A 22511-nucleotide genomic window follows, 5' to 3' on the forward strand; every position below is an offset into this window, starting at 1 on the left:
CCCATGACTAGACATGCCCGGTACGCTGTGGCGGACTTGCGGGAAGACATCTTGGCCGGACGGCTCGGGCCCAAGCCCGATACCTTGCCGGTGACCGGAGCTTCGTATATTTATCAGACGACCCGGTTCCCGTCCTCGGTGACGAAATATCACAATTATTACTTGCTGCTAAGGGTAGAGTCGTACTTCGGGGCTTGCTCGCATACGGCCGATCAGTTGAATGGGGAGGATGCAGCGCAGTTCTCGGGACTTTCTCTCGATGCCGTCCTGCGGGACGAAAGACTTCCTGTACAGATTGCCGCCATGGATGCTTATCTCGGTGTTGTGTACCCGCACCTGGAGCTTTGCACCCGAGCCGTTGAAATTTCTGCGGGAACACCCATGTACAAAGCCCAGCAGCGCGATGCCCTGATTGCAGATACGGCTCATATTCAAGCCTCTGAGCAAGTGGCGCTGATCGGCGTGGTCAATCCTCTGGTCGAGGCGATCCGGCAGCGCGGGGGAATCTGCTTGCCTTGCGATCTGCAGCTGAAGGAAACGCAGTGGGGAGATCCGGTTGAACCCAATATGGAAAAGGTACTGGACCAGGCGGACCGTGTCATTTGCACGGCTATGACCTTAAGCAACGGCTCATTCGACCGTATTGTAGAGCGGGTCAGGGAGAGGCAGATTCCGCTGACGGTCTATGCGCAGAGCGGAAGCGCGGTTGTCGCTCAGTTTAAGAGTCGCGGGGTTACGGCGCTTATTGCTGAGCCTTATCCTTTCACACAATTCAGTGCTGCAGCGTCACAGCTCTATGTGTACACAAGCCGAGAGGAGAACGGAGATGTCCATGAAAGTTAAGCTCGATACGGATAACTTCCTGCATACGAACCCTTCGCTTTATCTGGCCTTTAATGGGGAGCATGACCAGAGCATGGCGCAGTTCATACATAGATTGTTAATTGATTATAAAGCTGGGAAGAAGGTACTGGATATCGGCTGCGGCCCCGGGCGTGAGGTGGCTTATCTGCATCAAGCCGGATACGAGGCTGTCGGTCTGGATAATTCGGAAGAGATGCTGTCGTGGGCCAGAGAACACTATCGGGGACTGCCGTTTGTCTACGGGAATCAATCCGACTTTGCCCTGGGGCAGCAGTTTGATGCGCTGTATTGTGTAGGCAGTACATTTCTGTACAATTTCACCAATGTTGAGGTGCTCGCCAGCCTGCAGCGCTTCCGTCAACACCTTCATCCCGGCGGGCTGCTTTATCTGGACATGCGCAATGCTGCGTTCTTCCTGACCAAGGAGGGGCAGCGCTGGCTCACGGAAGAGCTGGCCGAGCAACGCAAGGTGGCTGATACCGTCGTATCGCTGCAAACCCGGTTCAGCATCGATCTGGCCGCCCAACTGCTGGAGCGGGACTATTGCTGGACGGTGCCCGGGTACAAGCCCATCGTGGAGCATCTCAGACACCGGCTGCTATTCCCGCAGGAGCTGGCGTATTACCTCGCTTCGAGCGGCTTCCGTCTGCTGCGGATGTTTGACAAGCCGGCGCCACATGTGGACATCGTGGACCCGGATGAGCCTTTTACCTACAGTCAAGACATGGTGGGAACGCGGATGCAGATCATTGCTCAGGCGGTCTAAGAGGAGCGGGAACGTGAATTGGAATTATATGAGTTGGCTGCAGCATGCAGATGCAGAGCAATCGCAATTGGAGGCTATTTGATGAAGAAATTATTATCCACCCTTACCTTAGCAGCAATCCTAACCGTCACGGGGTGCAGCAGCCCTGCTCCAGCGAGCCAGAGTATAGATTCGGCAAGCCGCACAACAGAAGCGGCCAAAAACCAGGAGCTGATTGTCGCCGGTCAGGAGATCAACGCAAGCCTCGACCCGGTCAAGCCGCTGACCTCCAGCTATTTACGCAATATCGGGGCGGCCGAAGCTTTGTTTAAAGTGAGCGCCAAGGGGGACATCGAACCCTCTCTAGCCGAAAGCGCGACGGAGCTCGATTCCACGACGTGGGAAATCAAGCTCAGGCCGTCAGCCCGCTTCTGGAGCGGCAAAGCGATCGATGCCCAGGCCGTGATCGACTCGCTGGAGCGGTCCAGAGCCCAGGACCTGCAAGCGAAGCCGTTCCTGGATGAACTCACCTTCGCCAAGACAGGAGATTACACGATCCAGGTCAAGACCAAGCGCAGCCATCTGCAGGTGCCGATGAATCTGTCCTACTACCAGACCGTCATTCACAATGCGGAGGCCAAGTATGATGCAGTGAATACAGTGGATCTGTCCGGCATGTACAAGGTCGTCGAGTTTACCCCGAAGCAGAAGCTGGTGCTGGAGCGGAATGAGAGCTATTGGGGGACCAAGCCTGCCATCCCGAGGGTCGTCTATGAAGAAATCGGAGATGAACAGACTCGGGTACTATCTATATTAAGCGGACGCAGCCATGTGGCCCTGAATATCTCCGCGACGAGTCTGGGACAGTTCAAGGATAACAAGAAGGCACGGCTCTCGGCGACTCCGGCTGCGAACACGCAAACCATCTACCTCAACCTGAAGCAGTCGCAGCTCAGCGATGTCCGGGTCCGGCAGGCGTTGTCTTGGGCGCTGGACCGGCAGGAGCTGGTCACGCTGGCGGTGGAAGGGCAGAGCACGCCGGTCACGACTTGGCTAAGCTCCAATCCGGCCTACGCGGAAGCGCGGAATGCCGCTTATACGAAGCCTGATCCTGGGAAAGCAGCCGCCCTGCTGGACGAAGCGGGATGGGTGAAGGGTACGGACGGCATTAGATCCAAGGACGGTAAGCCCCTAACCGTACGCCTGATGACCTGGGGCGGCGATAAAGCGCTCGGCGAAGCGCTGCAAAATCAATGGACGCAGATCGGCGTCAAAGCTGACGTGCAGCACGGGGACTACAGCCTCGTCCAAAATGCCCGCAAATCCGGCGATTGGGACGCGGCCATCGAAGCCTGGAGCACGTTCGGGGATGAGCTGACCTTGCTAACCGGCCAATACGCTCCTGAGGGAAGTGCTAATTACGGAGGCTACCGCGATGATGAAACGAGTAAGCTGCTGGCCCAATTGGCGGAGGCGTCGGATGCTGCGGCCCGCCATAAGCTGGCGCTTCAGATTAATGACCGGGTTGCCCAGCAGGCGCCTGTCATCAGCTTATTCCCGCGTCCGCAGCTTACGGCGGTCAGCCCGTTGCTTCACGGCTTCGAGGATCACTTCAGACAATTCGAGAATGTCGTGAACGCCAGCCTGACCCTGGATTCCAAGTAAGCCGCTGTTATGTACAAGCGGGTACTGCGTAAGCTGCTGGAAGGTTTCTTGACATTATTGGCGGCGACGTTGATTTTATTTACCCTAATCCGGTTCGCTCCCGGAGATCCCGTTGATCTGCTGCTGGGCCAGCCGGGAGAGGTCGCCGCTAGCCATTCCCAGGCCTATGACGAGAGAGCGGCCGAGCTGCGTACCCGGTGGGGACTGGATCAAAGCATGCCCACCCAATATGCATCCTGGGCTTGGCGCCTGCTGCATCTGGACCTGGGCACCTCGATACATACAGGGAGAGCGGTCAGCTCGGAGCTGGCGGACAGAATCCCGGCCACGGCTATCCTAACAGCCGCAGCCCTGCTTCTTCAAACAGGGCTGGGCGTGCTGCTCGGGATAGGGTCTGCGCTCAAAGCTGGCAGGTCCTATGACCATGTCATTAGACTGCTCTGCATAATCATGGCCTCCGTCCCGGCGTTCGTGATCGGGCTACTCCTGCTATCCTTGTTCGCCGTCAAGGCGGGCGTTTATGAGATCAGCAGCGAAGCCAGCCTGTCCAGGCTGTGGCTTCCCGCACTTACGCTGGGGCTGATCGGCGCACCGCCGTTCATCCGGCTTGTGCGGGCGAACATGCTGGCTGAGCTCGGTCAGCTCTATGTGCTGTCGGCCCTCGCGAGAGGGCTAGACCGCAAGCGGGTCGTCCGGCATGCTTTACGGAACGCCCTGCTGCCGGCGGTTACGGTGATGGCGCTCTCGCTCACATCCCTGATCAGCGGAGCCGTCGTGATCGAAAGCATTTTTTCGTGGCCGGGACTGGGCAAGTATGCGCTCGATAGTCTGCTGCTCAAAGACTATCCGGTCATTCAAGGCTATGCTCTGGTTATGATTGCGCTTGTCATTATCATACATTTATTCGTGGATATCATGTATGCGCGGGTCGATCCCCGCGTCCGCCGTCCCGAAGAAGCAGGAGTTGAAGAATATGCTTAACGCCAAGCTCCCCGTCAGTCTGGTCGCGGGCGTCATCCTGCTCGGTCTATTGGTGGTTCTTATTGTGGGTGCATCATGGTTCACCCCTTATGACCCCGTGAAGCAGAACGCGTCGGACCGTCTGGAGAAGCCAAGCTTCCAGCATCCGCTGGGTACGGACCGCTTCGGCCGGGATGTGCTGGCCCGCACACTGTACGGGGGGAGGAGCACCCTGATCTCGTCCGTCACCGCACTGGGCGCTGCCTTGTCCATCGGGCTTCTGGCGGGACTTATCGCGGGTATGTTTCACGGTACGCTCCTGGATACCCTGCTGATGCGCCTAATCGATGTGCTGCTGGCCTTTCCCTTCATGGTGCTGGCTATGGTCATTGCGGCGTTATTCGGCACCAGCCTGATCCATCTGCTGGCTGCAGTCGTATCCGTATGGTGGGTATCCTTCGCCCGGCTGACCCGGAGCGTGGTGCTGCAGGCCAAGCAGGAAACTTCATTTGCTGCAGCCCGGGTGCTCGGAGCCTCCAACAGCTCCCTGATGCTCCGGGAATTGCTGCCCAAAGCGGCAGGGCCGGTGCTGGTTTTGGCGACGTTCGAGCTGGGCAGCCTGATTCTGTCCATCGCGGCCCTGTCCTTCCTCGGACTGGGCTCACAGCCTCCTGCTGCAGAATGGGGCAGCATGCTGGCTGACGGACGCGATCATTTCATGCAGGCCCCGCATATTCTCCTCGGACCGGCTCTATTTATCGTCATGACCGTGCTGGCCTTTAACTTTATCGGAGAAGGGCTGAGAGATCGGCTGGACCCTTATGAGCAAGTCAAGCTGTAGCTTTAGCTTAGAGGGAAAAGGCCCTTGGGCTTTGTTACCAAATCAGGGGAGGACCGGACATGTCCCATCAGGAAGACGAGACGGTCCTGCGGGTTCGCAGCCTGCAGGTAACCTATAAGCAGCAGCGGCAATCCGTTCCCGTCCTGCATAACCTTTCCTTCGACTTGAAGAAGGGCGAGATCTTGGCGCTGCTCGGAGAAAGCGGATCGGGGAAATCGACGCTAGCCAGGGCGATCACAGGGCTGCTTCCCCCCTCGGCTCAGATCGCAGGGGGAGCTTTACAGCTAGGGGCTGGCGCCCACATGGAGCTTACCGATAAGAACATGCCCTGGGAGCTCATCCGGGGAAGAAGGATCGGGCTGCTCTTCCAGGATGCCCAGCAGGCGCTGAACCCCGTGCTGCGGATTAGGGAGCATTTCCAAGAGAGCTTGCGTTTTCATCGCCTGGCCTCGGGTGAAGAAGCGGATGCCATCAGTATCCGCCTGCTGGGCATGCTCGGATTCCCGGACGCGCCGGGTATGATGGAGCGTTATCCGTTTCAGCTCAGCGGTGGCATGTGCCAGCGTGTATGCTTGGCTCTGGCGCTCTGCCTCAAGCCGCACGTACTGATCGCGGATGAGCCTACCTCTGCGCTGGATACGGTGAATCAGCAGGAGCTGCTTCACTTGCTGAAGAAGCTGCAGCAAGAGCTCGGTTTGACGGTGCTGCTGATCACCCATGATATCGCAGTGGCGCATGCGGTCAGCGACCGGGTGATGGTCCTCCATCAAGGGAATGTCGTAGAGATCGGAGGCACCCGAGCCGTATTGGCAAGGCCTCAGTCTGATTACACCCGCCGCTTACTGGCTTCCCGCTCCCAGATCGTGAGGCCGGTGCAGGACGGCAAGCTTACTTTGCAGGCTGGCGAGCCCTTGCTTGAGATCGTCGGACTGGAGAAAGCTTTCGGACGGAGGAAGGGTGTGCTGCGGGATGTTCACCTGGCGCTGGAGCCTAGGGAGGTCCTCGGCATTCTCGGGCAAAGCGGCTGCGGCAAGTCCACGCTGGCCCGTTGCATCGCCGGTCTTGAGCCGGTAACCGGGGGGCGGATGCTGTACCGCGGTGCCGATATGACCCGTCTGAGAGGCAAGGCCAGGCGCGAGATGTGCAAGAAGATCCAGCTTATCTTCCAGAACGCCAGAGCCAGCCTCAATCCGGGACGTACAGCGCTGGAATTGGTTCAGGAGCCGCTTCGTTATCTGAAGCTTGGCAGCAGGAAAGAGCGGGAAGCGGAGGCCAGGCATTATCTCCAGGAAGTGGGGATTACCGGCGATATGATGAACAGGAAGCCGCCGCAGCTCAGCTCCGGGCAATGCCAGCGGATCGCGATTGCCCGGGCTCTTGCCGTGAAGCCGGAGGTTCTGATCTGCGATGAGGTGGTGTCGGCGCTCGACATGGGGGTGCAGGCGCAAATTCTGGCCTTGCTGCAGCGTCTGCATAAGCAATTGGGCTTCTCCATCGTGATGATTTCCCATGACATCCGGGTGCTTCGTTCCTTCTGCCACCAGATTGCCGTGATGAACCAGGGAAGCTTTATTGAAGGCAAGCAGGCAGCCGCTCTGCTCCATGAGAGCCGGCACGCGTATACGCAACGGCTGCTCCAAGGTGCCGAAGCACTGGAAGCAGGACTTGATTCGGGTAGGAGGGATAACCATGATCGCGAGCATTTTGGAGACTATCGGACATACGCCGCTCATCACGCTCCCCAATATCAACAAGCCGAGTGAAGGGCAGGTACTGTTTAAGTACGAGCGCAATAATCCCGGCGGCAGCATCAAGGACCGCGCCGCTTACTATATCGTGACCGAGGCCGAGCGCAGGGGGCTGCTGAAGCCCGGGGGGACGATCATCGAGTCCTCCAGCGGCAACTTCGGGATCTCGCTCGCGATGATCGGCGCAGCCAAGGGGTATCGAGTCATCATCCTGGTCGATCCCAAAACGACAACCGCGAACCTCGCACTGCTGCGGGGCTTCGGAGCGGAGGTCATCGTGGTCACCGAGCAGGACGACAGCGGCAGCTATCACAAAACCAGAATTTCCCTGGCCAACAAGCTCGCCAGGGAAATCGAGCATTCCTTTCGCCCGGACCAGTGCTTCAGCCTGCTGAATAGTGAAGCCCATTATAAAAGCACGGCCCGCGAGATCACGGAGGCCTGCCCCGCGAGGCTGGCCGCCTTCGTCACGGCGGTAAGCACCGGCGGACAGCTCGGCGGAATCTCCCGATACCTCAAGACATTTGCACCCGAGGTGCAGATCGTGGGGGTGGATGCCGTCGGCTCCGCGATCTTCGGAGGGCATGCGGATGCTTACCGCATCCCCGGCATAGGCCTCGGCTGGACGCCGGTGAATCTGGATATGAATCATATCGACCAGGCCTATAAGGTCACCGATGAAGAAGCGTTCCTCACCGCCCGGGCGCTGGCCCGTCATGAGGGGATTCTTGTGGGACCCTCCAGCGGAGCCTGCGCGCTGGTCGCTCTCCGGCTGGCACAGGAGCTTGCACCCGGAGAGCGGATCATCTGCATGATTTCCGACGGAGGCGAGCGTTACATCCAGACCTTGTTTAACGATGAATGGATGGAGCAGCAAGGCTTTGCGACGTCCGTTGACATGGAGGGCCTGCGTACGATGGCTCAGCGCTTGCAGCCGTGGAGCCTGCACCCGGCTGGCAGCGCCAACTATCGCTCCGACCTGCTCCAGACGCTGGAGGTGCCGGAGTCGACGCTGCATATGAATGCAGAGCTGCTCAGCCGGGGCGTGGATAGCCAGGGAGGCTCTCTGTTTATCGATTGAACACATGCCCTTAGGAGGGTACAGGGAGCAAATTCATCGATAACAGGGGCCGGAGGTTTAGTCGGATGCTTGGAAGCAATGGAAGCAAAGAAAGTAAAGAAAGTAAAGAAAGTAAAGAAAGTAAAGCAAGCAAAGCCATTTCAAAACCCTTTCTGCGCCTGTATGCATTGGCGCTATTGTTCTTCAGTGCCAATTCGATCCTAAATGTCATCTTGCCCCTGCGCATCGAGGCGTTCGGCGGAAGCAATAGCCAGATCGGGTTCATCATGGGCGCTTATATGTTCACCTGCATGTTTTTCCGGCCGTGGGCCGGTCATCTGATTTACAAGCATGGGCCTGGCGCCGTGCTCCGCATTCTGCTGGTCGTGAACGGCTCGGCCCTTCTTCTGTATACCTTTACGGGATGGGAGGGCTACCTGACCGCGCGCGTGCTGCAGGGGGTATGCACAGCGTTTTTCTCCATGGCGCTGCAGATGGGGATCATCGACGAGCTGCCGGAGGAGGAGCGTTCGCAAGGGCTGTCTCTGTATTCGCTGTTCACTTATATGCCGACGATTCTCGGTCCGCTGCTAGCGGTCGGGATCTGGGATTGGGGAGGCATGGGCGGTTTTACGGTCGTCATGCTGGTCATTGCACTGGCGACAGCACTGTTCGGGTATCGTGTGCCCAGGCAAGACGTGAGCGAGCGTCGGGGAACCGCCGCTCCTGGCTACAGTGGGATGCGGGGTATGCTGGGGCAGTTGGTCCGCAACCGTCCGCTGCTCGTCTGCAGCGTGCTGATGCTGCTGGTATCGGTCGTCTTCGGAGCCGTCAGCTCGTTCATCCCGCTGTATGCCCGGCAGATCGTACACGGCCATGCGGGTGTGTATCTGATGCTCCAGGCCGCTGTCATCGTTACCGCCCGCTTTGCGCTTAGCAAACGCATCCCGTCGGACGGCAAGTGGCACGCGCGGTTTGTTGGAGCCGTCTGCCTGCTGGGAGGCGCGGGGGCGTGGTTGCTGTCGCTGTCCCAGGTGTGGGGACCGGTGTCTTTCTATAGTGCAGCAGTTCTGATCGGGCTGTCTCAGGCGCTGCTATATCCGACGCTGACCACGTATCTAACCTTTGTGATTCCGGGATCGTCCCGGAACGTAGCCATCGGACTTTTTGTTGCCACGGCGGATTTGGGAGTCTCTCTAGGGGGGATAACGATGGGGCCGATAGCCGACTGGTTCTCCTATAGCACGATGTATGCGGGGGGCGCGGTCATGGCAGCCGCAGCCGCAGCCCTGGCGTTGTTGAACCGCTCTATGCAGGCTCGGACGCCCCGGGCCGAGTCGGGATAAGTGGGAGGAGCACAGCTAATGGATAAGCAAGGCCAAGCGCGGATCAGTCTTGCCGCGAGCGGGAGGGCCGAGGAGATCAAAGAGTTCGTCCTAGAGATGATGCGGGACCTGTATCCGCCGGGCAGTTATTATGAAAATCCGCAGGATCTTGTGTTCTTCGACGACGTGTATGTCCGGCCGGCGAATGCGGAATTCTTCGTAGCTGAGAATGCAGCAGGCGAGATCGTCGGCACAGCTGCGTTCAAGCCGTATGACCGAAGGTTCCCGGAGATGGACCCTGCCTTCGGGAGTGAGCCTGTCTGTGAAATCGTCAAGTGCTATGTGCATCCGGATTACCGGAGGCAGGGAATAGGAAGCCATCTTTACACAGCGGTTGAACAGGGGGCCAGGGAGGCTGGCTACGCCCAAGGCTATCTGCATACATCCCTGTACTTGCCTGGAGGCTATTCGTTCTGGCAATCGAGGGGGTACCGCATCGGGTACTGGGAGTCTGACCAGATTGTGCATATGAGCAAGGACTGGAGAGAAGCTGATTATTCCCGGCAGGATGGAAGGCTGGCTGAAAGATAACATTCGCAATTAGGGAGAAATGACCGCCTTTCTTTTCACTCAGCATGTACGCTACAATGGACCCAGGTAACCTGCGGGGGCTCACCCATTATGCAGGCAATGAGGGAGTGACGTAGCAGATGACCCTGCAGCAGCTGAAATATGTAATTGAAGTGGCGGCCCGCGGTTCGATGAACGAGGCGGCCAAGCGGCTATTTATATCCCAGCCCAGCCTCTCCAACGCGATCAGGGAATTGGAGCAGGAAATTCAAGTGACGATATTCGAACGGACGAATAAAGGCATCTCTTTGTCCAAGGAAGGGGCCGAATTTCTAGGCTACGCCCGGCAGGTCATCGAGCAGGCGGAGCTGCTGGAGAGCCGTTACTTGAACGCCAAGCCGGCGCCGCAGCATTTCTCCGTGTCGACCCAGCACTACGCCTTTGCGGTGAATGCCTTCGTAGAACTGGTCCGGGAGCATGGGCAGGATGAGTATGAGCTCGCTCTGCGTGAGACCAAGACGCATGAAATCATCCAGGATGTGCAAAGCCAGCGCAGCGAGATCGGCATCCTGTACGTCAATGAATTCAATGCCAAGGTGATCAACCGGCTGTTGAACAACGCCAATCTGACGTTTACGAGCCTGTTTACGGCAAAGGCTCATATTTTTATTAGCGTGAATAACCCGCTGGCCCGTCATGCCGTGGTGACTCTGGATCAGCTGCAGGAGTATCCGTACTTGTATTTCGAGCAGGGCGAATATAATTCATTTCATTTCTCTGAAGAAATTCTAAGCACGTTGTCCCATCGGAAAAGCATACGCGTCAACGATCGGGCCACGCTCTTCAATCTGTTGATCGGCCTCAACGGGTACACGATTTCGACGGGCGTGCTGAGCGCCGATCTGAACGGCAATGAGATTATCCCGGTTCCGCTCGCCAGTGATGATACGATTCATGTCGGGTGGATCGGCCATAAGAATGCTGCGCTGTCCAAGCTGGCGGTCGCTTACATCGAAGCCTTGCATAAAAGTATTGACCGGTATACGTCTTGATATAGTTTTTGGTTATAGCCAGTAATAGGTAATGAGTGTTACTTAATAGCCAGATGAATATGGTATCTTCTTCTTACACAGTTCCTGAAGGGAATATAAGGAGAGATGGGCATATGAGAAGCGGCAATCTGGGGTATCCCCGTATCGGAAACAACAGGCAATGGAAGAAGGCTCTGGAAGCTTTCTGGGCGGGCAAGCTGGATGAGGAAACGTTCCATGCGGAGCTGAAGGCGATCCGCCTGGGCAATCTGAAGGCACAGCAAGAGCGGGGGATCGAGATCATCCCGGTCGGCGACTTTACCTATTATGATCATATCCTCGATACGGCCGCTATGTTCGGCATCATCCCGGAGCGGTTTTACTATGAGGGCGGCGAGCCGAGCCTGAGTGTATACTATGCGATAGCCCGCGGCAACCGGGAAGCGACAGCTAGTGAGATGACCAAGTGGTTCAACACCAACTACCACTACATCGTGCCTGAGCTGGGCCAATCCGAGCCGCAGCTGACCCGCAACCGTCTGCTCGATGCGTACCGCGAAGCGAAATCGGAGCTTGGTATCGAAGGACGGCCGGTGCTGGTCGGCTTGTACACGTTCCTGAAGCTGTCCAAGGGCTATTCGCCGGATCAACTGGATGCTTGGATCGACCGTCTACTGCCGCTGTATAGTCAAGTGCTGCGCGAGCTGGAAGCCGAGGGTGTGCAGTGGGTTCAGGTTGACGAGCCGATTCTGGCGACGACGCTTGGCGAAGAAGACTTGGCCCATGTAGCGCGGATCTACGATTACCTGGCCAGCGCTGCGCCTGGAATCAAGCTGCAGCTGCAGACGTATTTTGAAGCGGTAGACCATTATGAGGCTGTCGTTTCACTGCCTGTACACGGGATTGGACTCGACTTTGTCCATGACGGAGGACGGAATCTGCAGTCCCTTCACCAGCACGGATTCCCCGAGGATAAGGTGCTGGGCGCCGGGGTGATCGATGGCAGAGGCATCTGGAAGGCCGATCTTCAGAGCAAACTGGACGTATTGAAAACAATCGCCGAAGCTGTCCATCCGGACCGTATCGTCGTGCAGCCATCCAATAGCCTGTTGCATGTTCCTGTAAGTGCTGCGCAGGAAACGGCACTGGAGCCGGCGCTGCGCGGAGCGCTTGCCTTCGCCGATGAGAAGCTGGAAGAAATCGTGCTGCTGACTAAGGCCGCCCAAGGGGGCGCAGTAGCAGTAGCTGCCGAGCTGGCCGCGTCCAAGCTAAGCCGTGAAGCGCTGCAGCAGTCGGAGTCCCGCAACCGTACGCTGGTGCATCAGCGGATCGCCGGGCTGGCGTCTCAGCCATCGTCCCGCCCGAGTAATTCGAATGTTCGGCGCGATGTGCAGCAGAAGCGCTGGAACCTGCCTCTCCTGCCGACCACGACAATCGGCAGCTTCCCTCAGACCCCTGAGGTGCGGAGCGCTCGTCTGAAGTGGCGCAAAGGCGAGTGGAGCGAAGCTCAGTACGAGACCTTTATCAAGGAGCAAATTAAAATCTGGATCGATGTCCAGAGCGAGCTGGGACTGGATGTGTTTGTGCACGGCGAATTCGAACGTACCGATATGGTTGAGTTTTTCGGCGAGAAGCTGGATGGCTTCGCCTTTACAGCTAATGGCTGGGTACAATCCTACGGTTCGCGCTGCGTGAAGCCTCCGATTATCTATGGCGATGTGGAGTTCACGTCTCCGATGACGGTTGCGGAGACCGTCTACGCTCAATCGCTGACGCAAGCTCCGGTGAAAGGTATGCTCACCGGGCCGATCACCATCCTGAACTGGTCGTTCGTACGGGATGATAAATCGCGCGAGGAAGTCGCTTATCAGATCGCGCTGGCGCTTAGAGACGAGGTCGAGGCACTCGAAGCGGCGGGGATCGGCATGATTCAGGTCGATGAGCCGGCGATGCGCGAAGGTCTTCCGCTTAAGCGGGAGCAGTGGGCGGGGTATCTGGAATGGGCCGTCCGGGCATTCAAGCTGTCCACGTCCACGGTGAAGGACGAGACACAGATTCATACTCACATGTGCTATTGTGAATTCCACGATATGATCGACTCGATCCGGGCGTTGGACGCCGATGTCATCTCCATCGAAACGTCGCGGAGCCATGGAGAGCTGGTCGGCAGCTTCGAGGAGCATACGTATGACAAAGGAATCGGACTGGGCGTCTATGACATCCATAGCCCGCGACTCCCTTCGGTCGAGGAGATGGGTTCTATGATTGACAGAGCGCTTCGTGTACTGTCCCCTGAACAATTCTGGATCAATCCGGACTGCGGTCTGAAGACGCGCAAGTACGATGAGACGGTTGCCGCCTTGCGCAATATGGTGCAGGCTACCGAGCGGGCACGGAAGAAATATACCGCACAAGTCAACGGATAATCGGACTCTACGCGGTTCCATAAGAACACCCTGGCATCGAATATCAACCCGCCTTTCGCATCCGCGAAGGCGGGTTTTGTCATGTCTGGCTGCGGAGAGATCGCACGGAGGCTTAGTACATTCGTGACCTCGATCGGTAACCTGATGACCTTCTGGCGGGAATCGGGAGCTCTCGGGCCTCAAGACAACATGAAAGTACCGAAAAAGGTAATCGTCGTCTTCTACCCCTGAGAGGCCGCCCGGCTTACACTTATATCAAATCCGCGCCGCATCACTACAACGCACATAAGGAGGAAGCAGCATGAGTCTACAAACATCTCCCAGACCCGGCGCCGAACGAACCGGGGTCAGGCGGTTGGCCCTGGACATCCGCAAAGATTGGGATCTCTATCTCGCGCTGCTGCCAGGCATCGCATTTTTGCTGCTGTTCAAGTACACCCCGATGTACGGCATTATCATCGCCTTCAAGGACTTCAATATTTTCGAAGGGATGGCGGCCAGTCCGTGGGTCGGAATGAAAAATTTCGAGAAGCTGCTCACCTCAGAGAGCTTCCTGCAGGTGTTTCGCAACACGCTGGTTATTTCCGTTTACAAGATTGTATTCCTGTTTCCGCTGCCGATCGCCATTGCCATTCTGATGAATGAGCTGAAAAACATGGTGTTCAAGCGGACGGTGCAGACGATTGTCTACCTGCCGCATTTTCTATCCTGGGTTATCGTCAGCGGGCTGTTCATCGACCTGCTGTCGGTGAATGGCGGGATGATCAACAAGTGGATCGTGGCGCTTGGCGGAGAACCGGTGAAGTTTTTCCTGGATAGCGATGTATTCCGTTCCGTACTCGTCGCTTCAGCAGGCTGGAAGGAGGTCGGCTGGAGCACGATCGTATATCTCGCAGCACTGACCGGCATCGACCCGCAGCTCTATGAGGCGGCCAAGATGGACGGGGCAGGCAAGTGGAAGCAGACGCTTCACATCACACTGCCGGGCCTCGTGCCGATTATTCTGCTGATGTTCATCCTGCGGCTCGGCTCGGTGCTCGAAGCGGGCACGGAGCAGGTGCTCGTCATGTACAATCCGAGCGTATACAACGTCGCCGACATCATCGGCACCTACGTGTACCGGATCGGGCTGGGCGAGCAGGACTACAGCTTCTCCACGGCGGTCGGCCTATTCGAGTCCGTGATTGCCTTTATCCTGATTATCACGGGCAATGCGCTGAGCAGGAAATACTTGCGTCGCGGCATCTGGTAGGAAAGGAGCTGACAGAGCGTTATGAAAACGGCAAGATCTCAATCCCATAAGTCGCATGCGGCTCCTCGAAGACGCACAGGCATCCGAAGCTCAGCATCTGAGCAGGCATTCCAGGTTGCCAATATCATATTCTTCGTCTTGCTCGGACTGACAACCATCGTACCGTTCCTGAATCTAATCGCCAAGTCGCTCAGCAGCGAGGCCGCCGTCATCTCCGGCATGGTCAACCTGCTGCCGGTGGATGTTCAATTCGGCACCTATAAGTACGTGCTGACGCAGGGCACCTTCCTCGGTTCGTTGCGGGTGTCGCTGACAGTGACGGTGCTAGGTACGCTGCTAGCGCTGTCGATGACGACGCTGGCTGCCTATCCGCTGTCCAAGACGCGGCTGCGCGGCCGGAAGTTTTTCATCCTCATGTACATCTTCACGATGCTGTTCTCTGGCGGTCTGATCCCGACCTATCTGCTGATGCAGAGCTTGAGTCTGATCGACAAGCTGCCGGTATTGTTCCTGCCGGCGATGATCAGCGTCTATAACATGCTGATTATCAAGAGCTACTTTGAGAGTCTGCCGGACAGTCTAGAGGAGTCGGCCAAGCTGGACGGGGCGAGCAATCTGTCTATTTTGTGGCGGATCACGCTGCCTCTGTCGCTGCCGGTGCTGGCAACGATCGCGCTATTCTACGCTGTCGCGTTCTGGAACGATTATTTCGCCTCGCTGATCTACATCAATTCTCCCGAGCGCAAGCCGCTGCAGCTCTATCTGAAGGAGCTGTTCGTCTCCTCAAGCGACGCGTTCCTGCAGGCGGGCAATCACGCTGAAGCTGCGATGAACACGGCCCCGCAATCGATTCAGGCCGCATCGATTATCTTGGCTACCTTGCCGATTATCGTGATCTACCCGTATTTGCAGAAATATTTCGTCAAGGGCGTGCTGATCGGCTCCGTCAAGGAATAGAGAGAGAGACGAGCGGGCCGGTCAGGCTGCCGATGGAACCTACAGGGAGGTGATGCTCGGTACTCGGGCAGGGAAAGCTTGGTCCGATGTTCCAGCCCATAGGTAGAATTTCGCCTTATCCGACACAAATAGAAGGTATCTCAAGAGGGAGGTTCATCCATGAAACAGAAAAAGGTATGGACAGTTCTGACCACGGTCGCCATCGCGACCTCCGTAACGGCATGCAGTGGGGGTGCGCCAGCACCAGCACCTGCTGAAACCCCAGGGAAGGCGCCTGCGGCAGGAGAAGCAGCGGCTAATAAGCCCAAGCCGCAGCTCCGTCAACTGATGCAATACAATCGATTCGATCCGAATACCGATCTTGTCGGCAAGTATCTGAAGGAAAAAACCGGCTATGACGTCAAATATGATATGCTGCCCGTCGAGAATTTCGACGAGAAGCTCAATCTGCTGATGGCGAATAAAGAGCCCTATGATTTCATGAAGCTCAATGCCAATCAGTTCGCCAAGCTGTCCTCGGCAGGCGCGCTGGAGCCGCTGGACGAGCTGCTCGGCAAGTACGGGAAGAACCTGAAGGAGGTCATCTCCGAAGGTTCCTGGAATGGCGCCAAGCTGAACGGCAAGATCTATGCGATTCCGGAAGCGGGTTCAGGCGTTGCAACGGGCACTGCGTTGGTATACCGGCAGGACTGGATGGATGAGCTGGGGCTGAAGCCGCCTACGACGCGCGATGAGCTGTATGCCGTGCTGAAGACGGTCAAGGAGAAGAAAAACGTTACGCCAATCACTGGCGGCAAGGACCCGTTCCAATCGGAAATCGCCTCGACCTTCGGGTGGAAATACGGCCCGAATACGTATTGGAAGGAAGAGAATGGCAAGATCGTTCACTACGTCGACGACCCGACGACCAAGGAATATCTGGCCTATATGAAGAAGCTGTACACGGAAGGGCTGATCGATCCGGAATGGGCGATCAACCAGTCCAACAAGCTGATTGAGAAGTTCACGAGCGGCAAGGCCTTCATGTACCGGGCCGGATGGTTTGACGCTGCCAATATCAATTCGGCACTGACGAAAAACTTCCCGGATGGCAAGGTAGGTATTCTGCCTTATCTCAAGGGGAATGACGGCAAGCCTTCCCAGGTCGGCACCGGTGGTATTCCTTGGTTTATCGCGATTCCGAAGTGGGCGCCCAATAAAGAAGAAGCCTTGAAATATCTGGATCTGAAGCTGGAGAAAGATATCTTCAAGGGCAATGCGATCGGTACCGAAGGCGTCCATCATGAAGTGAAGGACGGCAAGTATTACCCGATCCTGCCTAAATTCAATGACGAGTGGAACTTCGGCAGCGACTACCTGACCGGTACGGACGAGAAAAACTACCCGATCTACTGGCAGGCCCGCGTGCGGAAGAATGAGTTTGTTCAGAAATATTACGAGACGTATCAGGAGAATGCGAAGGGAATTATGTACTCTGATGCGCTGATGCTGGCGCCGCCACTGCCGGATATTTCCAAGAATCTGCAAAAGCTGCAGAAGCTCGCCGAGGATACGTTTATCAAATACATCACCGGCGCTGAGCCGCTTGAGAACTACGATAAGTTCCTGGCGCAGTGGAAGTCGGAAGGCGGCAGCGATATGATTAAAGCCGCGAACGACTGGTATGCCTCCAGCAAAAAATAATGCATGTCCAAGAGGGTGTTGTGCAGCTATGAAGCTGCGCAGCACCTTCGCTTTCATTTTATGGAAGTGCGACTATCCTTGGAAAAGAAGACTGAATTCTGTCCAGTACTATTAAAAATATGGAAAAATATTTCGATATATGGATATAAGAGGGGAATCAGAACAAAAGAGATAAGGGTGGATGAAGGATGAAGCTGCACAGTACGACCCAGTATGACTTCAATGTATACCTAAATTCGAAACCGAATGCCGATAAACCGTCCTTGGTTACAGGCACGATACCCGAGCTATCGCATGATACGGACACCGTGGAAATCAGTCCTGCTGCCAGACAGTTAGCGGCATCCGATATTGTGAACCATTCCGCCGTATATTTCGGAACCGTTCAAATTAACGATTCGCTGAATCGTCTTCTGCTGGATCAACCTTCAGAGGTGAAGGAAGCTGTTTACGGCATCATTCAATCCAATTTCATTACGAACGTAGCGGGAGACGAGGAAAGAGCGGCATTATTGGAATTGGGAATGTCTCAAGCTAAGTATATCGCCGGTACTTACATGAAAGGTGACGCAGCGGCAGAATTTATGAATACGATCCGTCAAATCGCAGCCATCTCCAAAACGAGAACTGTAGACCCTGAAACGAAACAATTCCATTACGAAACACCCCCGCAAAGGCCTATCGGGGCTCCGGATGATTATATAGATTTAACCTATATGATGCGGAAGTTCGAGCCGAAAACGCTGCACAAGCTGCAAGAAGCAATTGTGAGCGGAAAGGACTGGAACAGCATTTTGCAAACCTTCGCTAAAAACGTAGCGACTCGTAAGGACTGGGTGCAGGCATACAGAGAGGAAACAGCCAAACCGATCGGGGACATCAGCGGTGAGAACAGATTCGAGAAGGCCTCTACGGCCAGCTTGACTGAGTTTGTCAGAGATATCAACAAATTTATTGTCAATGCCGGATTAGGAAATTCACGGTACCTAACAGACAATATAGAGGCTTTTATGCGAACGTTGCGAAGTCTGAATACGCTGAAATAACTCCAAAAAATAAGGAAACCGTTCAGCTCTTTGCCGAAGGGTTTCCTTATTTTTGTTCATCGGGTTGTTTGTCGACTGAGAGGCAACCTGCTTCTTGTCATCAGGGCATAGCTCAAATATGCAATTCCATCCACTCGTCCGTTTCTTGAAAACCGAACTTTTTATACACGGGTCGGCCTAGCTTGGATGCTCCGAGCCACAGTTTCGCAATCCCCGCGTGCTTCGCCTCATCGACCAGTTTAGTCAGCAAATGCGTGGCAATGCCTTGTCCGCGATAGCTTTCCTTCGTGTACATATTTGTGATATACCCTTTTTTCCCGCTCTTGTTGGTATAGGTGGGCGGAAATTCATAACAAACCATAGCTCCACAAGCAATAAATTCATCATGATCCTCAACCAGCCATTGAACCAAGGAACCATCGCTGAGTTTATTTCTAAAGAAATGCTCAAGCTCTATGCCGATGTCTAAGGAAGGTTCGATCCCCTCGTCAACGAGCTGCTTTTTCCTCAAATCCATTAATAAAGGAATATCGTTCAAACTTGCCTGACGGTAATTCAATCTGAAGTCCTCCTTGCCTCTATTAAACGCTGACCCCTACTTCACGCTTTAAATACGACTCACATTTTATCACAGATCTCGTTGCGGGATTTAATTGTTAGCCCATGCTCTATATCCTGATTTTCTACGGATACAAGCGTGTTTAGGCCGGGTGCTGACAAGGAATTTTAGCAGGTTCCCCCTCAAAACCGACCCTTCCTCAGAATAGTATAGAGACCGGCTCTGTCATCTCCGCCTCCAATCCAGCCATGACTAGACCTAATGAACAGGAGGAGAGAACTTATGCTTAAGAGATTCGAAACCGTATACGGGATTGACCTGGGAACATCCAATACGGTTATTTACCAACGGGGGAAAGGCATTGTCCTGAATGAACCTTCTGTCGTCGCTATGCATCAGGGCTCCGGCCAACTGCTCGCTGTCGGTGCCGAAGCGCAGGCGATGATCGGACGGGCCCCGGCGCATGTCGAGATTACATATCCGCTCCGCAACGGAGTGATTGCCAACTTCGAGATGACTAGCACGATGCTGCAGCAGTTTATCCGTAAGGTGCAGGGGCGCAAGTCGCTGCTGCGAGGCTCGCAGGTCTACATATCCGTTCCATGTGGCATTACCAATGTGCAGAAGCGTGCCGTCGAAGAGACTGTCGTCCATAAGGGTGCGAGGAAGGCCGTAGCCGTGGAGGAGCCGCTGGCGGCCGCTCTGGGCGCCGGGCTCCCGATCGAGGAACCAGCGGGTTATCTGGTACTGGATATCGGCGGCGGGACTTGCCAGGTGGCGGTCCTGTCGCTGGGCGGCATCGTGGCCAGCCACACGGTTCCCCGGGCAGGCATGTCGATCGACCGTGACATTATGGATTATGTGAAGCGTCAATATAACCTGGAGATTGGAGAACGCACCGCCGAGCATGTGAAGATGACGATCGGAACGGCGAGTGCTACGGCCGCCGCCAAAACGCTGGACATCCGGGGCAGGGATGTCGTCGAGGGGCTGCCGCGCTCCATACGGCTGACTTCGGGCGAGATTTATACGGTGGTCGAGGATTTTCTGAGCACGGTGGTGGATGCGATCCGTGCGACTCTGGAGCGCTGCCCGCCTGAGCTGGCAGGGGATGTCGTGGAGAACGGCATTATGCTTTGCGGCGGAGGCGCGCTGCTAGAGGGTCTGGATGAACGAATACGCGCGGAGACGGGCGTACCGGTCCATACGGCCGAACAGCCGCTGGCATGCACAGCGCTGGGCACCGGCATGATGATGACCGGTAAGGAGAGCCGCCGCTCCGACATCTGGTCGGCTGCGCCGAACAATCTGGAGAAGCCGGATGACGAAGAGGCTGTCGGCTCCCATAAGTAACACGGGCAAAGACCCGGTCTGCGTCCCTCAGGGGAGGCAAACCGGGTCTTTGGTGTATGACGCTAGCTTGAAAGATAACCGTCTAACATGCAGCTCCCGGCATGGCTGGGGACATAGGGTGGCCCTGAGCTCGACGGAAGTCAGGATCTAGAAGCCGGATTAGACGGGCCGGGTCACCGGCCAGGCCAGCTCGACGCCCTGCTGCTTCAGCAGCGTCTGGAACGCAGCCAGCTCTTGTTCGCGATTGCGTACCGCCCGTGGAGATACGCCTTGGTCCAGGCAATAGGAGACCAGAGAACCGGCGGCTTCGCCGATGTTCCACTCGACGGGATGGAGACGGTAACAGCCGTTGGTAATATGGGTAACGCCTAGATTTTTACACGCTGGCAGCAGATTTTCCATGCGTTCGGGAATCAGGCTGCCGAGCGGGATCTGGAACGGAAGCGACGACACATCGATATAGTTGCGGCCGCTTGTGCTCGGGTGCAGGTCGATGCGGTAGCAGCCGACGCCGACCGAATCCGCATAGGCTTCCGCGGTGCCCCCGGGGCGGGTAGCAGCCAGATGCTGCTCCAGCACGGTGAATTCGGCCCGAATCCGCCTAGACTCGCGAATATACGGATACATCGCGAGCCCGTCCTCCGTGCCGACGACATCGGGCCGGAGGCGAAGTCCCGGGTACCCTTGGCCGCCGTCAGGCCGGGGCGCCTCCTTCTGCAGCCAGTACAGCAGCGATAGGCTGAGCTGCTTGGCCCCTTCCAGATGGCGGTCGCGTTCCGCATCGTCCACCTCGAAGACTGGACCGAGCCAGTAATCGTTCTGTGGCCAGTTGACGAGTGTGATCGAGCTGTCATAGGTGCCAGGGACGAAGTACGCCTGCTCGGCGATCTGGCGGTAATGGAAGAGCGAATACCGGTCCGTTCCGGGGAATAGCTCGTATTGGACGGGCTCTAGCGTATGCGGCCTCACGCCGGACCAGCTGAGCAGCCTATCCGGCCAGAAGTCCGGCTTGTAATCGCGCCAAAATGCATATTGTGCCGGCTTGTCAATCGTATGGTCCTCACCGGGTCTATAGTCCATGGCGAAGCAGTGGGTGAAGCCTTGCATATCCAGCGGATCGGCATCGCCTTCGAGCGCATGCGGCTCACCTGTCTGCGCCTGGGATTCGGCGCCAGTCACATACTCCGTGCCTGTCAGCGGCAGGACGTCGCCGCATTCGGTGGCATCGACGAAGTACGGTGCCGTCAGCACGGTACGGAGCCCGCTCTGCAGGCTGACTACCGTCACAGACCGGACGAAGTCGCCGTCTGTTTCGGCCGACTCGATGCGGTGGCGCGTCAGGATCTTCACGCGTCCGCTGTGGACGAACGGGGCCAGCATCTCCTGCAGCACGGCCAGTGCCGCACGCGGTTCATGGCATAAGCGGCTGACGCCGCCGTTGCCCGGATTCAGCAGCGGATTCGTATAAGCAGCCGCCGTCAGCGGAAAGTGACGGCGGTAATAGGCGCGGATGCCGTCACGGAACTGTCTGTAGCTGCGCGTGCAGCCGAAGGACTCGATCCATGGGTGCTCGTCGGGGGGGACGGCCTGACTGGTCAATTGGCCTCCGATCCAGTCGGTTTCCTCGGTCAGGATGACCTGTTTGCCCAGCCGGGCAGCGGCAAGCGCAGCGGCAAAGCCTCCGGTTCCGCCGCCGATGATGATGCAGTCGGCTTTCATTTCTTGATGCATGGAGCGGATTCCTCCTTGTCTGAACATCGGTTTATGGAAGGGATTACCTGGATTATTGTACAGGAAGGGGTTCCGGATTCATAGGAACAACGATGACTGAAAATGGTAGATCCATGAGATGTTCGCAAAAAAGGTAGGAGTCCACCGGGGTTTTGCCTTATAATAGAAACCGAAACCCAACAAGCGAGAGAAGTCGGAGGAATGATGACATGTCGGATATGCTGGTGAAGCTGTATGAACTTCCTGAGTTGGAGCCTGTGCTGAAGCAGGTGTCGGAAGCCGGAATCGAGATTCGCCGCGCGCTGGCGCCCGAGAAGCATGTAGTTATCGATTGGGTGCGCGAGCAATTTGGCCCGGGATGGGCGAGCGAGTGTGAGGTGGCTTTCGCCAATCAGCCGGTATCCTGCTACTTGGCGATCAAGGACGGCCGTCTAGCCGGATTTGCCTGCTATGAGGCGACCTGCCGCAATTTCTTCGGTCCTACAGGCGTGGATGCTTCACTGAGAGGTCTCGGCGCAGGGAAGGCGCTGCTGCTCGCGTCGCTCCATGCGATGAGAGGGCTGGGATACGGCTATGCCGTAATCGGAAGCGCCGGGCCTAAGGAGTTCTACAGCAAGCATGTAGGCGCTGCGGTTATTCCGGATTCAAGTCCGGGTGTATACCGTGGCCTGCTTAAGCAATAGGGCCGACATGTG

The 22511-nt window shown here is 56.5% G+C and carries 20 protein-coding genes; 18 read left to right on the forward strand and 2 right to left on the reverse strand.

Annotation, left to right across the window (positions count from 1 at the left end):
• Positions 1-3 precede the first annotated feature (3 nt).
• The 16 genes from WMW72_RS26905 (at position 4) to WMW72_RS26980 (ending at position 18173) form a co-directional block, all read left to right on the forward strand.
• The gene (locus WMW72_RS26905) at positions 4-843 is read left to right on the forward strand and encodes a Rossmann-like domain-containing protein (RefSeq protein WP_341418678.1); all 840 of its coding nucleotides are present in this window, start codon (positions 4-6) and stop codon (positions 841-843) included.
• Positions 827-1630 (forward strand): class I SAM-dependent methyltransferase, encoded by an 804-nt coding sequence (locus WMW72_RS26910; protein WP_341418679.1) that lies wholly within the window; start codon positions 827-829, stop codon positions 1628-1630. The genes WMW72_RS26905 and WMW72_RS26910 overlap by 17 nt, the downstream gene beginning before the upstream one ends.
• A gap of 81 nt (positions 1631-1711) precedes the next feature.
• Positions 1712-3274 (forward strand): ABC transporter substrate-binding protein, encoded by a 1563-nt coding sequence (locus tag WMW72_RS26915; protein ID WP_341418680.1) that lies wholly within the window; start codon positions 1712-1714, stop codon positions 3272-3274.
• Between the two features lie 9 nt (positions 3275-3283).
• On the forward strand, positions 3284-4255 hold the full coding sequence (locus WMW72_RS26920; RefSeq protein ID WP_341418681.1) for an ABC transporter permease: 972 nt from the start codon (positions 3284-3286) through the stop codon (positions 4253-4255).
• Complete coding sequence (locus WMW72_RS26925) at positions 4248-5075, forward strand: ABC transporter permease (protein WP_341418682.1); 828 nt, start codon at positions 4248-4250, stop codon at positions 5073-5075. Before WMW72_RS26920 ends, WMW72_RS26925 begins: the two co-directional genes overlap by 8 nt.
• 59 nt (positions 5076-5134) lie before the next feature.
• On the forward strand, positions 5135-6838 hold the full coding sequence (locus WMW72_RS26930) for an ABC transporter ATP-binding protein (protein ID WP_341418683.1): 1704 nt from the start codon (positions 5135-5137) through the stop codon (positions 6836-6838).
• A complete protein-coding gene (locus WMW72_RS26935) occupies positions 6765-7904 on the forward strand; it encodes a PLP-dependent cysteine synthase family protein (protein WP_341418684.1) in 1140 nt (379 codons plus the stop codon). Before WMW72_RS26930 ends, WMW72_RS26935 begins: the two co-directional genes overlap by 74 nt.
• 65 nt (positions 7905-7969) lie before the next feature.
• Positions 7970-9229: a staphylopine family metallophore export MFS transporter CntE gene (gene cntE, locus WMW72_RS26940; protein ID WP_341418685.1), complete on the forward strand. Its 1260-nt coding sequence runs from the start codon at positions 7970-7972 to the stop codon at positions 9227-9229.
• Positions 9230-9247: 18 nt separating this feature from the next.
• Positions 9248-9799 carry a GNAT family N-acetyltransferase gene (locus WMW72_RS26945; protein ID WP_341418686.1) on the forward strand — a complete coding sequence of 184 codons (552 nt, stop codon included), beginning with the start codon at positions 9248-9250 and terminating at the stop codon, positions 9797-9799.
• A gap of 119 nt (positions 9800-9918) precedes the next feature.
• Positions 9919-10830: a LysR family transcriptional regulator gene (locus WMW72_RS26950; RefSeq protein WP_341418687.1), complete on the forward strand. Its 912-nt coding sequence runs from the start codon at positions 9919-9921 to the stop codon at positions 10828-10830.
• A gap of 113 nt (positions 10831-10943) precedes the next feature.
• On the forward strand, positions 10944-13235 hold the full coding sequence (gene metE, locus WMW72_RS26955) for a 5-methyltetrahydropteroyltriglutamate--homocysteine S-methyltransferase (RefSeq protein ID WP_341418688.1): 2292 nt from the start codon (positions 10944-10946) through the stop codon (positions 13233-13235).
• 81 nt (positions 13236-13316) lie between these two features.
• Entirely contained in the window at positions 13317-13466 is a 150-nt protein-coding gene (locus tag WMW72_RS26960) for a hypothetical protein (RefSeq protein WP_341418689.1), read from the forward strand.
• A 70-nt stretch (positions 13467-13536) separates the two neighbouring features.
• Positions 13537-14487 carry an ABC transporter permease gene (locus tag WMW72_RS26965; protein WP_341418690.1) on the forward strand — a complete coding sequence of 317 codons (951 nt, stop codon included), beginning with the start codon at positions 13537-13539 and terminating at the stop codon, positions 14485-14487.
• A 21-nt stretch (positions 14488-14508) separates the two neighbouring features.
• Positions 14509-15444: a carbohydrate ABC transporter permease gene (locus WMW72_RS26970; protein ID WP_341418691.1), complete on the forward strand. Its 936-nt coding sequence runs from the start codon at positions 14509-14511 to the stop codon at positions 15442-15444.
• A gap of 159 nt (positions 15445-15603) precedes the next feature.
• Positions 15604-17127, forward strand: a complete 1524-nt coding sequence (locus WMW72_RS26975) for an extracellular solute-binding protein (protein ID WP_341418692.1) — start codon at positions 15604-15606, stop codon at positions 17125-17127.
• Positions 17128-17315: 188 nt separating this feature from the next.
• Positions 17316-18173 carry a hypothetical protein gene (locus WMW72_RS26980; protein ID WP_341418693.1) on the forward strand — a complete coding sequence of 286 codons (858 nt, stop codon included), beginning with the start codon at positions 17316-17318 and terminating at the stop codon, positions 18171-18173.
• Positions 18174-18285: 112 nt separating this feature from the next.
• On the opposite strand, the gene WMW72_RS26985 is transcribed toward WMW72_RS26980, so the two are convergent.
• On the reverse strand, positions 18286-18732 hold the full coding sequence (locus WMW72_RS26985; protein ID WP_341418694.1) for a GNAT family N-acetyltransferase: 447 nt from the start codon (positions 18730-18732) through the stop codon (positions 18286-18288).
• Between the two features lie 282 nt (positions 18733-19014).
• Between WMW72_RS26985 and mreB the strand changes: the two genes are divergently transcribed.
• Positions 19015-20085 carry a rod shape-determining protein gene (mreB, locus tag WMW72_RS26990; RefSeq protein WP_341418695.1) on the forward strand — a complete coding sequence of 357 codons (1071 nt, stop codon included), beginning with the start codon at positions 19015-19017 and terminating at the stop codon, positions 20083-20085.
• A 159-nt stretch (positions 20086-20244) separates the two neighbouring features.
• On the opposite strand, the gene WMW72_RS26995 is transcribed toward mreB, so the two are convergent.
• Complete coding sequence (locus WMW72_RS26995; RefSeq protein WP_341418696.1) at positions 20245-21816, reverse strand: FAD-dependent oxidoreductase; 1572 nt, start codon at positions 21814-21816, stop codon at positions 20245-20247.
• A gap of 209 nt (positions 21817-22025) precedes the next feature.
• Between WMW72_RS26995 and WMW72_RS27000 the strand changes: the two genes are divergently transcribed.
• A complete protein-coding gene (locus WMW72_RS27000) occupies positions 22026-22499 on the forward strand; it encodes a GNAT family N-acetyltransferase (protein WP_341418697.1) in 474 nt (157 codons plus the stop codon).
• The last annotated feature ends 12 nt before the right edge of the window (positions 22500-22511 follow it).

The organism is Paenibacillus filicis, from assembly GCF_038070315.1.
Classification (GTDB): Bacteria; Bacillota; Bacilli; order Paenibacillales; family NBRC-103111; genus Paenibacillus_G; species Paenibacillus_G filicis.

What these genes read in the sequence shown, in the direction of transcription:
- WMW72_RS26905 (WP_341418678.1), top strand. Translation starts at nt 4, where the DNA reads ATGACTAGACATGCCCGGTACGCTGTGGCGGACTTGCGGGAAGACATC.
- WMW72_RS26910 (WP_341418679.1), top strand. Translation starts at nt 827, where the DNA reads ATGTCCATGAAAGTTAAGCTCGATACGGATAACTTCCTGCATACGAAC.
- WMW72_RS26915 (WP_341418680.1), top strand. Translation starts at nt 1,712, where the DNA reads ATGAAGAAATTATTATCCACCCTTACCTTAGCAGCAATCCTAACCGTC.
- WMW72_RS26920 (WP_341418681.1), top strand. Translation starts at nt 3,284, where the DNA reads ATGTACAAGCGGGTACTGCGTAAGCTGCTGGAAGGTTTCTTGACATTA.
- WMW72_RS26925 (WP_341418682.1), top strand. Translation starts at nt 4,248, where the DNA reads ATGCTTAACGCCAAGCTCCCCGTCAGTCTGGTCGCGGGCGTCATCCTG.
- WMW72_RS26930 (WP_341418683.1), top strand. Translation starts at nt 5,135, where the DNA reads ATGTCCCATCAGGAAGACGAGACGGTCCTGCGGGTTCGCAGCCTGCAG.
- WMW72_RS26935 (WP_341418684.1), top strand. Translation starts at nt 6,765, where the DNA reads ATGATCGCGAGCATTTTGGAGACTATCGGACATACGCCGCTCATCACG.
- cntE (WP_341418685.1), top strand. Translation starts at nt 7,970, where the DNA reads ATGCTTGGAAGCAATGGAAGCAAAGAAAGTAAAGAAAGTAAAGAAAGT.
- WMW72_RS26945 (WP_341418686.1), top strand. Translation starts at nt 9,248, where the DNA reads ATGGATAAGCAAGGCCAAGCGCGGATCAGTCTTGCCGCGAGCGGGAGG.
- WMW72_RS26950 (WP_341418687.1), top strand. Translation starts at nt 9,919, where the DNA reads ATGACCCTGCAGCAGCTGAAATATGTAATTGAAGTGGCGGCCCGCGGT.
- metE (WP_341418688.1), top strand. Translation starts at nt 10,944, where the DNA reads ATGAGAAGCGGCAATCTGGGGTATCCCCGTATCGGAAACAACAGGCAA.
- WMW72_RS26960 (WP_341418689.1), top strand. Translation starts at nt 13,317, where the DNA reads ATGTCTGGCTGCGGAGAGATCGCACGGAGGCTTAGTACATTCGTGACC.
- WMW72_RS26965 (WP_341418690.1), top strand. Translation starts at nt 13,537, where the DNA reads ATGAGTCTACAAACATCTCCCAGACCCGGCGCCGAACGAACCGGGGTC.
- WMW72_RS26970 (WP_341418691.1), top strand. Translation starts at nt 14,509, where the DNA reads ATGAAAACGGCAAGATCTCAATCCCATAAGTCGCATGCGGCTCCTCGA.
- WMW72_RS26975 (WP_341418692.1), top strand. Translation starts at nt 15,604, where the DNA reads ATGAAACAGAAAAAGGTATGGACAGTTCTGACCACGGTCGCCATCGCG.
- WMW72_RS26980 (WP_341418693.1), top strand. Translation starts at nt 17,316, where the DNA reads ATGAAGCTGCACAGTACGACCCAGTATGACTTCAATGTATACCTAAAT.
- mreB (WP_341418695.1), top strand. Translation starts at nt 19,015, where the DNA reads ATGCTTAAGAGATTCGAAACCGTATACGGGATTGACCTGGGAACATCC.
- WMW72_RS26995 (WP_341418696.1), bottom strand. Translation starts at nt 21,816, where the DNA reads ATGCATCAAGAAATGAAAGCCGACTGCATCATCATCGGCGGCGGAACC.
- WMW72_RS27000 (WP_341418697.1), top strand. Translation starts at nt 22,026, where the DNA reads ATGTCGGATATGCTGGTGAAGCTGTATGAACTTCCTGAGTTGGAGCCT.